Genomic DNA, 9,697 nt, shown 5'->3' with positions numbered 1-9,697 from the left:
TGAGCGAGGGGAGGGCGGCGCGATGAAGCCTCTTGCAAATGGTGCGGGCGCACCGATCGCCGAACGGGCCATCCGGCGGCTGGCGCTTGTGGCGCTGGCGGCGGTTCTCGTTCTCGTCGGCGTGCTCGGCAGCCTTGCTGCCACCATCCATCTCAACGGCGCGGTGATCGCCTCGGGCACACTCGTCGTCGACAGCTATGTGAAGCCGATCCAGCATCTGAAGGGCGGGACCGTCGGCGAGATCCTCGTTCGCAATGGCGACAAGGTGGAAGCGGGGCAGGTGCTGCTGCGGCTCGACGATACGCAGGCGAGGGCGACGGTTTCGATCGTGTCGCGGCGCTTGCGGCAGCTTGCGGCGCGAACGGCACGGCTTTCGGCCGAGCGGGACGGGCGCGAGACGTTCGCGTTTCCCGATCTTGTGAAACAGGCCCCACCGGAGGAGCGGGAGACGCTGATGCAGGGCGAGCAGCGGTTGTTCGAGGACCGGCGGGCTTCGCTTAGCGGACAGGTGGCGCAGCTGCGCGAGCGTATCCGCCAGCTCGGCCAGCAGGCGGATGGCTTGGTGGCACAGCAGGAGGGCAAGCGGCAGGCGATCGAAATTATCGGCAAGGAGTTGGCGAGCCTCGAGCCGCTGTTGAAACAAGGCATCATTCCGGCAACGCGGGTCTACGCGCTGCAGCGCGACGCGGCTGATCTCACCGGCGAGCTCGGCAACCTCGTGGCATCGGCAGCCGAGGTGAAGGGCAAGATCGCCGAGACCGAACTGCAGATCATCCAGCTTGGCGACGACAGGCGGAGCGAAGTCTCCGACCAGCTGCGGCAGGCGCAAAGCGATACCGGCGAATATGCCGAGCGGCTGGTCGCGGTCGAAGACGATCTCAAGCATATCGACATCCGCGCGCCGCAGGCGGGCATCGTTCATCAGCTTTCGGTGCATGCATCCGGTGCCGTGGTGCAGGCGGGCGCGGCGATCATGGAGATCGTTCCCGATGGCGACGCGCTGACGCCCGATCTCAGGCTGTCACCGCAGGATATCGATCAGGTCGCGGTGGGACAGACTGTGGTGTTGCGGCTGTCGGCCTTCAACCAGCGCACCACCATGGAGCTCAATGGCCGGGTAGAGCGCATCGCGGCGGATCTCACCACCGACCAGAAAACCGGCCAGAGCTACTACGGCGTGCGCGTTCATATCGAGGACGGCGAATGGCGAAGGCTTGGAAAGCTGACGCCGGTGGCCGGCATGCCGGTGGAGGCTTTCATCGAAGCGGGGGAGCGGACGGCGCTGGCCTATCTCGCCAAGCCGTTCACTGATCAGGCGGCTCGTGCTTTTAGGGAGGAATAAGGGCTTTTAGGGAGGAATAAGGGGCCTGTGCCTGATGGCGCCTGGAAGGAGGCGCGTCGGGCAAGGGAGGAGCGTTCGGCCATCAGGGCATCGTGTGGATGCCCTTGGCAATGTTTCAATCACGAAAACCCTAGGAGACGACTATGCCACAGTCGATTCAAAACGCAGTCGGCACAAGCCTGTTCTATAGCGGATCATCCACCGCCTGGCTGTCGGCCACCGGATCAGGACCGGTGCTCAACGGCACCGCCGGCAATGACAGCATATGGGGTGACAGTTCGGTCAACGTGACCATGCAGGGCGGCACGGGTGACGATATCTATTATCTCTACTCCGCCATCAACCGCGCGGTCGAAGAGCCGGGTGGCGGGATCGATACGATCAACACCTGGATGAGCTACACGCTGCCTGAAAACTTCGAGAACCTGACAGTAACAGGCGCCGGGCGTTATGCCTTCGGCAACAGCGCCGACAACATCATCTCCGGTGCTGCGGGCAGTCAGACGATCGATGGCGGCGCGGGCAACGACGTGCTGATCGGCGGCGGCGGGGCCGATACCTTTCTCTTCACGCGCGGCAATGGCAGCGACCTCATCGTCGATTTCAGCAGCGACGACACGATCCGCTTCAACGGCTATTCCCTGACGAGTTTCGATCAGGTCGTCAGCCACTCGACACAGGAAGGCGCCAATCTCAGGATCGACCTCGGCGGTGGCGAAAGCCTCGTGCTGGCCAATACCACGGCTTCGGCGCTCCACGCCGACCAGTTCCAGCTGACGCTCGATCGCTCGGCGCTGACCATGACCTTCGCCGACGAGTTCGACAGCCTGTCGCTCCATAGCGGCGGTCAGGGAACCTGGGATGCCAAGTTCTGGTGGGCGTCCGAGAAGGGCAGCACGCTGCCCGATAATGCCGAGGAGCAGTGGTACATCAACCCGTCTTATGCCGGTACGGCGTCGGTCAATCCGTTCTCCGTGCATGACGGGGTGCTGACGATCACGGCGGCGCAAACGCCGGCGGCGCTGTCCGGCCAGCTCGAAGGCTTCGACTATACGTCGGGGATGCTCAACACCCACTCGACCTTCGCCCAGACCTACGGGTACTTCGAGATTCGGGCGGACATGCCGACGGACCAAGGCGTCTGGCCAGCCTTCTGGCTGCTGCCCGAAGACGGCTCCTGGCCGCCGGAACTCGACGTGGTGGAAATGCGTGGGCAGGATCCCAACACCGTTCACGTGACGGCGCATTCGGCAGCGAGCGGCAGCCATACGATGGACCAGACGGCCGTCAGCGTCGCGAGCACCGAGGGCTTCCATACCTATGGGGTGCTCTGGGATCAGGACCAGATCGTCTGGTATTTCGACGACGTGGCGATCGCCCATGCCGACACGCCTGACGATATGCACGACCCGATGTACATGATCGTCAATCTTGCTGTCGGGGGCATTGCCGGTTCGCCGACGAATGGCCTGCCCAACGGCTCGGAAATGAAGATCGACTATATCCACGCCTATTCGCTGGCTGATAGCCCGGTTGCTGCTGCTGCGCATACAGCGACGGATGACTGGCAAGCCTGAAGCGGTCCTATCAGATACTTTTGGATACGGGCGCTCGATATGCGCCCGTATTTTTTTGCCCGTATTTTTTGGGAACGATGAAAGCCCTCTGTCGTTGACCCCATGTCGATACGAAAGAAGGAGAAGCATCATGAAAGCGAAACTGATCGCGGCATCGATCCTGGCACTTGGTCTGGCAACAGGCGGGGCAATGGCCCAGTCCAACCCGAGCCCGGCTGGCTCGACGATCGGCAGCAGCACGGTCGATGGCGGCGGTGGCGCAAACGCGGATGCTCCGAATACGACTGGAACATCGCCAACGGTGGTCGATCCGAACGCCACCTACAGCACCACGCCCGGCACGATGAGCACGGGGCCTAACACCAATACGACCGGGACCGTCGACCGCACCCGCTGCCCGGCGCAGCCGATGCCGGGGACGACGGCCGCCCAGGGCGGCAATAGCGGCGCGTCCGAGAGCGAGGCATGCCCTGACTTCAAGTAATCATCGCATTGCGATCAAGGATCCCGGCGCAGCCCGGGGTCCTTTTTTGTGCGCGGAAACCACCAATTCGTCGCGCTTCAGAAGACAAGAACGCGTGATGACGGTGGAACAACAGGCGATCACAGGGATTTATTCAGGCGCCGCCTGATTGACGCCCGAAATCAGCCAGAAATCGGGATGCATGTAGCGAATCAAACCCCACACATTTGCTTTTGAGCATTTGTTAATTTTGTTCATACAGCCGGGGTTGGTAAGTTATAACAAGGCACTATGTTTTTCGTCAGGATACTAAGGAGACCACAATGAACAAGACAATCGCATCGATCGTCGCAGCAGCCTCGCTGGCTCAAGTCTTCGCTACTTCGGTAGCGGCAGCGGATCTCGTGACGACTTATGAAGAGCCGGATCAGCGCGATGGCGTCAAGATCGGCGTTCTGACCTGCGACGTCGGCGGCGGTGTCGGCTACGTCTTGGGTTCGGCGAAGTCCGTCGATTGCGTCTTCAACGGTACGCGCGGCTCCGTCGATCACTACAGCGGCACCATCCGCAAGATGGGTGTCGACCTCGGCTTCACCACGCGCGGCCGTCTCGTCTGGGCTGTCTTTGCTCCGACCGCAGGCTATCATCGCGGTTCGCTCGGCGGCCTCTACCAGGGCATCACCGCTGAAGCCACGCTTGCAGGTGGCGTCGGCGCCAACGTGCTGTTCGGCGGCACCGCCGGCTCGATCCAGCTGCAGACCATCAGCGTCACCGGCCAGCTTGGCCTTAACGTTGCTGCAACCGGCACCTCGGTCACGCTGACGCCGGCCGGCTGATTTTATCGTATGATTTCAATGGAAAAGCCGTCCCGTGAGGGGCGGCTTTTTCGTTTCATGGGTGCCGTGTGGGTGGCCCATTTCGGGAAGGGAACCTACGGCCAGCCGTCGCGTTGTTCTGGTCAAAGGAGACCAAGCTCATGACCATGAAACTCTCGATGCTCGCGGTTGCCTATCTCTTGATCGGTGGCCTTCTCATCGCCGTCAGCTACCAGCCGAGCGGCCCCGTCACGACGCAGAAGACGGATCGCGTCGCCTCGGGCTTCCTGATGGAACGCTTCGCCGGTTGATGCTCAGACGGCTTCGCCGAGGTCGTCGAGCACGGACTGCGCGACGACAATGCGATTGCGAACCGTGTGGTCGCTTGCCGTCGTCTCGGCGACGATGATCGCGCTGGCAAGGTCCGCCTTGGTGGCGACCAATCCGGTCAGCACGATCTCGTCTTGCTCGACCGACACCGCGATGTGCGAGGCATCGAAGCCGCTGGCGACGGCCAGCGCGGTGGAGACATCCGCCGTCAGCGCTGCCTCTTCCTTCAGGTCCGTCTTTCTTGAGGACGGTGATATTTCGTAACTTGCCATGTCATGCCTTCCTTCCTCCCATTCGATTGCGAAATCCGATGCCGCTTGCGCGGTCACCAGCTGACCCGGTAGTTCAGGTTGATGCTTCCCGAGCGGGTGGAAGATCCAGGATTGCTGATTGTTGCGCTCAAATTAAGGTCGGGGAGGATTAACTGGTTCAGCGCCAGCGAACTCGTCACATCGCCATTGAAGCCCGACACGGTGGCGGCCGCTGAGAGCGAGGTGCCGGTCCAGGGCTGGATCAACTTCAGTGCTTGCGAGGTATCGACGAATGTCTGGCGCGTGTCGACGGCGTCATAACGGACCTGCACGAAGCGGGTCGAGACCATGTCCAGCGAGTCGGAGAAGATCCAGCTGCGGGAACGGCTGAGCATCAGCGCGCCGCTGCCCCGCAACGTATCGACGCGCACGCTGGCCGAGCGCTCGGCGCGAGCGGCGGGCGTGACGCTGACCTTGGTGATCTTGCCCCAGAGCGAGGCCTGTTCCGAGCCGCCGAGCAGCACGCCGCCCTTCGATGCCGCAAGGCCGATATCGGCGCCGGCGCTGGTTTCCCATTCGGCGGGCAGGCGAAAGCCCATCGTCGCCTTGTAGGATCGTTCGGACACTTTCACGGGTGTCCAGATGACGAGGTTTTCTGCGTGGACGCGCGGTGCGAATGAAATGAGCGCGGCGGGCAGAAGCAATAAACTGCTTGTCGCTTTCATGGCCATTTGTCCCTTCGTAACGATGAGGGTCTTCTGGTCGATGCGGGCTTGAAGCGGAAACGCACGGAAGCGCGCAGGATTTCGCCTTGCAAACCCAACATCTCGTTCTGGTTTTAATCGCGTCCGGCCTTTGGCGCGGATACGGAAGCGGGCGCGAAATTTGCGCCGCCGGAGCTTGAAAATTGCAACCGATACGATTGCCAATGCTCCTATCCCTGAGGATTGTTGTCAGGATCACATCGACCGGCGGGGATGTAAACCCCTTAGGCCCAAAAATCTGCTGCACTGCACACTTGCCGCTCATTCCAATCCCCTGTAGAGCCGAGGGAAATGACGGAACGCAGGCAAAATCGCGCATGATCACGGGCAGAAACGGGCCTCGGCGCCTCTCCATCTTCGGTTCGACCGGCTCGATCGGCAAGAACACGCTCGATGTGGTGAAGCATCTCGGCGGTCTCGAAAACTTCGAAATCTCCGTGCTGACGGGCAACGAGAACGTCGATCTGTTGGCGCAGCAGGCGCGCGCGGCCGGCGCCAAACTCGCGGTGACGGCGAGTGACAGCCATTACGAGGCGCTGAAGAGCGCGCTGTCTGGAAGCGGGATCGCGGTTGCCGCCGGTCAATCAGGCCTGATGGAAGCCGCCGACCTCGAGGCCGAATGGGTGATGGCGGCGATCGTCGGGACGGCGGGGCTTGCGCCGACGCTGGCAGCGGCCCGCAAGGGCGCCGATATTGCGCTTGCCAACAAGGAATGCCTGGTCTCCGCCGGCGACCTCTTCGTGCAGTCCGTGCGCCGCGGCGGCGGCACGCTCTTGCCCGTCGACAGCGAACACAATGCGATCTTCCAGGTGCTGGAAGAGAACCAGCGCCACGCCGTGGAACGCATCATCCTGACGGCGTCGGGCGGACCGTTCCGCAACGCCTCGCTGGAGGAGATGGCCGGCGTGACCGTCGAGACGGCGCGCGCGCATCCGAACTGGTCGATGGGCCTGAAGATTTCGATCGACAGCGCCTCGATGTTCAACAAGGCTCTCGAGATGATCGAGGCCAAGCATCTGTTCGGGCTGACGCCCGAACAGATCGAGGTCATCGTGCATCCGCAATCGGTGATCCATTCGATGGTTGGCTATACCGATGGTTCGGTGCTGGCGCAGCTCGGCGCGCCTGATATGCGCACCGCGATCGGCTACGCGCTGGCGCATCCGCGCCGTCCGAACCTACCAATCGAACGGCTCGATTTCGCCAAGCTGGCGCGGCTGGATTTCGAAGCGCCCGACGAGACGCGCTTCCCGGCGCTGCGGCTCGCTCGTCTTGCGATGACGCGCGGTGGCGTGCAGGGCGCTGTTTTGAACGCGGCCAAGGAAGTGGCGCTCGAGGCTTTCATCGCTGGTCGCCTGTCGTTCCTCGCCATGGCCGATGTGACCGAGACGGTGATGGACCAGCTGGCGCATCTGCCTGAGGCCGCGACGATGGACGATGTGTTTGCCGTCGATAAAGAGGCCCGGCAGCGGGCTGCGGTACTGGTGGCGAGCCGGGAGAAGGCTGCCTGAGGGGACGGGTTCCGGTCGTCTTCAAGTCTGCGACCGTGCGGCACCGTTTTCCTTCGATGATTGGCCGTCTCAAGGCCCACCGCCGTCATGCTCGGTCTTGTGCCGAGCATCTGCTGAACGGTCAACTTGCTCGACGTGGATGGACACTTGGCGAGGCGGGAGACGCGGGCTGGCGGCGGAATGAAGAGCCTGCTTCGCTCTTTCATGCACCCAGCACCGTTGCATTCTCGGCGACGTGCTTAGATCCTCGGCTCGTTGGCCGAGGATGACGTCGAGAGTGGGGCGCCGTTTTCGTTCAACAGGTTATGCCCACTCTATCCGCAGCCGTTCCCAAACCCACCGCCGTCATGCTCGGTCTTGTGCCGAGCATCTGCTGAGCGGCCAACTTGCTCGACGTGGGTGGACACTTGGCGAGGCGGGAGACGCGGGTTGGCGGTAGAACGAAGAGCTTGCTTCGCTCTTTCATGCACCCAGCACCGTTGAATTCCGGGCACCGTGCTTAGATCCTCGGCACGTTGGCCGAGGATGACGCCGAGAGTGGGGCGCCGTTTTCGTTCAACAGGTTGCCCACTCTATCCGCAGCCATGTCCGAACCCACCGCCGTCATGATCGGTCTTGTGCCGAGCATCTGCCGAGCGGCCAACTTGCTGGACGTGAGTGGACACTTGGCGAGGCGGGAGACGCGGGTTGGCGGTAGAATGAAGAGCTTGCTTCGCTCTTTCATGCACCCAGCACCGTTGAATTCCGGGCACCGTGCTTAGATCCTCGGGACGAGCCCGAGGATGACGCGGCGAGTGGGGTTTCCGCGTTCTTTCAATAGCTTATGACTCTCGCTGTCTGCCGTAAACTCCAAGCCGAGAGTGCAGCGCCGTCGAACGTACCTTTACGCCACGTGCCGGGCCAGTGCGCAGCGCGACCACAGCGAATGCAGCGCTTCGACCAGGTGCTCGATGTCGGCATCGGTGTGCAGCGGCGTGGGCGTGATGCGCAGGCGTTCGGTCTTGACCGGAACCGTCGGGTAGTTGATCGGCTGGACGTAGACGTTGCAGTTGTCGAGCAGAAGATCCGAGATCCACTTGCACTTGGCGGCGTCGCCGACCATCACGGGGACGATGTGGCTCGGGTTTGGCATGTGCGGGATGCCGGCCTTGTCGAGCTGGGCGCGGAGCAGGCGAACGCGGTCTTGATGACGCGCGCGCTCGAAGGGGCTGACCTTCAGGTGCTGGATCGAGGCGACCGCACCGGCGGCGAGCGTTGGCGGCAGCGCCGTGGTGAAGATGAAGCCGGAGGCGAAGGAGCGGATGAAATCGCAAAGCGCGGTGGATGCCGCGATATAGCCGCCCATGACGCCGAAGGCCTTGCCGAGCGTTCCTTCGATAACCGTCAGGCGGTCCATCAGGCCTTCGCGTTCGGCAATGCCACCGCCGCGCGGGCCGTACATGCCGACAGCGTGGACTTCGTCGAGATAGGTCATGGCGCCGTACTTGTCGGCGAGGTCGCAGATTTCCTTGATCGGTGCGATATCACCATCCATCGAGTAGACGCTCTCGAAGGCGATCATCTTCGGCGCCTTCGGATCGGCGGCAGCGAGCTTGGCTTCCAGATCCTGCAGGTCGTTGTGCTTCCAGATGACGCGATCGCACTTTGCGTAGCGAATGCCCTCGATCATCGATGCGTGGTTCAGCGCATCCGAGAAAATGATCATGCCGGGGATCTTGGCGCCGAGCGTGCCCAGCGCCGCCCAGTTGGAGACGTAGCCCGAGGTGAAGACCAGGGCCGATTCCTTGCCGTGCAGATCTGCGAGTTCGCGCTCGAGCAGAACGTGGTAGTGCGTGGTGCCAGAAATATTCCGGGTGCCTCCCGCACCCGCGCCACAGTGATCAATGGCGTTCTTCATCGCCTCGATCACCTTGGGGTTCTGGCCCATGCCGAGATAGTCGTTGGAACACCAGACGGTCACATCCTTCGGCCCCTCGGGGGTGTGGCGCGTGGCACGCGGGAAATTGCCGCGGTGACGCTCAAGATCGGCGAACACGCGGTAACGACCTTCGTTGTGAAGGCCTTCCAGCTCGTTCTTGAAGAATGCTTCGAAATCCATCTCATGCTCCAGTATCGTGCAGGCGTTCTCCGCCCAATGACGACTGCACGTCAACCCATTTGGTCCGATTTAACACCATGTGCGTCAATTGGCCCCTAGTTTCGAATTACTTTAATTTGAAATTGGCGTCCTTGGCCAGATCAATCGCGCATTGCAGCTCTGCGCGTGGTGCTTCGCATGGTTCTTGGTGACCGATTTGCCAGTCGATTTTCGCGGTCGCCTACCAATTGAAATCGATTGGAGCGGTTGCTTGCCCCTTTTTGCGCCATAGTTTGCAGTCTAGGTTACAAAAAAGACAGGAATCAGGGACGGCCACCGCCCGCTTGGGCGACCAATCAGGAGTTATTGATGAAAAAGATTATTGCGCTCGCCTTCATCGGCCTATCGATTGCAAGCTGCACGCCGACGCAACAGGGTGCGGGCATTGGTGCGGCATCCGGCGCCATCATCGGCAGCGCGGTTACCGGCAATGTTCGTGGTGCCGCTGTGGGTGCTGCTGTCGGCGGCGTGTCCGGCGCGCTGATCGGCCGCGTGTCCGAACAGCCC

General features: G+C 62.0%; 10 protein-coding genes. 7 read left to right on the top strand and 3 right to left on the bottom strand.

Translation table 11 applies throughout. The features are described from left to right. The first annotated feature begins 22 nt into the window (after positions 1-22). From B3605_RS13010 to B3605_RS12990, 5 genes are all read left to right on the top strand, one after another. Positions 23-1,342, top strand: coding sequence for an HlyD family type I secretion periplasmic adaptor subunit (locus B3605_RS13010; RefSeq protein WP_112943796.1), 1,320 nt, complete (start codon positions 23-25; stop codon positions 1,340-1,342). Between the two features lie 143 nt (positions 1,343-1,485). Further along, positions 1,486-2,919, top strand: a complete 1,434-nt coding sequence (locus B3605_RS13005; RefSeq protein WP_112943797.1) for a family 16 glycosylhydrolase — start codon at positions 1,486-1,488, stop codon at positions 2,917-2,919. Between the two features lie 130 nt (positions 2,920-3,049). Next, entirely contained in the window at positions 3,050-3,403 is a 354-nt protein-coding gene (locus B3605_RS13000; protein ID WP_112943798.1) for a hypothetical protein, read from the top strand. A gap of 302 nt (positions 3,404-3,705) precedes the next feature. Further along, positions 3,706-4,218: a DUF992 domain-containing protein gene (locus B3605_RS12995; protein ID WP_018901578.1), complete on the top strand. Its 513-nt coding sequence runs from the start codon at positions 3,706-3,708 to the stop codon at positions 4,216-4,218. 140 nt (positions 4,219-4,358) lie between these two features. Next, positions 4,359-4,508, top strand: a complete 150-nt coding sequence (locus tag B3605_RS12990; RefSeq protein WP_183795259.1) for a hypothetical protein — start codon at positions 4,359-4,361, stop codon at positions 4,506-4,508. 3 nt (positions 4,509-4,511) lie between these two features. Here B3605_RS12990 and B3605_RS12985 read toward each other — a convergent pair whose 3' ends face one another. Both B3605_RS12985 and B3605_RS12980 read right to left on the bottom strand, forming a co-directional pair. Next, positions 4,512-4,799 (bottom strand): BON domain-containing protein, encoded by a 288-nt coding sequence (locus B3605_RS12985; protein ID WP_162725112.1) that lies wholly within the window; start codon positions 4,797-4,799, stop codon positions 4,512-4,514. 53 nt (positions 4,800-4,852) lie between these two features. Further along, the gene (locus B3605_RS12980) at positions 4,853-5,503 is read right to left on the bottom strand and encodes a hypothetical protein (protein ID WP_296434363.1); all 651 of its coding nucleotides are present in this window, start codon (positions 5,501-5,503) and stop codon (positions 4,853-4,855) included. Between the two features lie 356 nt (positions 5,504-5,859). Between B3605_RS12980 and dxr the strand changes: the two genes are divergently transcribed. Next, on the top strand, positions 5,860-7,053 hold the full coding sequence (dxr, locus tag B3605_RS12975; protein WP_112943801.1) for a 1-deoxy-D-xylulose-5-phosphate reductoisomerase: 1,194 nt from the start codon (positions 5,860-5,862) through the stop codon (positions 7,051-7,053). Positions 7,054-7,936: 883 nt separating this feature from the next. On the opposite strand, the gene hemA is transcribed toward dxr, so the two are convergent. Next, positions 7,937-9,151 carry a 5-aminolevulinate synthase gene (hemA, locus tag B3605_RS12970; RefSeq protein ID WP_018901583.1) on the bottom strand — a complete coding sequence of 405 codons (1,215 nt, stop codon included), beginning with the start codon at positions 9,149-9,151 and terminating at the stop codon, positions 7,937-7,939. Positions 9,152-9,499: 348 nt separating this feature from the next. Here hemA and B3605_RS12965 point away from each other — a divergent pair. Further along, positions 9,500-9,697: YMGG-like glycine zipper-containing protein (locus B3605_RS12965; RefSeq protein ID WP_296434360.1), on the top strand; the 198-nt coding region annotated here is incomplete at its 3' end.

Origin of the sequence: Rhizobium sp. UBA1881 (genome assembly GCF_002338015.1) — a bacterium.
GTDB lineage: Bacteria > Pseudomonadota > Alphaproteobacteria > Rhizobiales > Rhizobiaceae > Rhizobium.
Note: the sequence above shows the minus strand (reverse complement) of the source record. Positions and strands in the feature narration are given on the sequence as shown.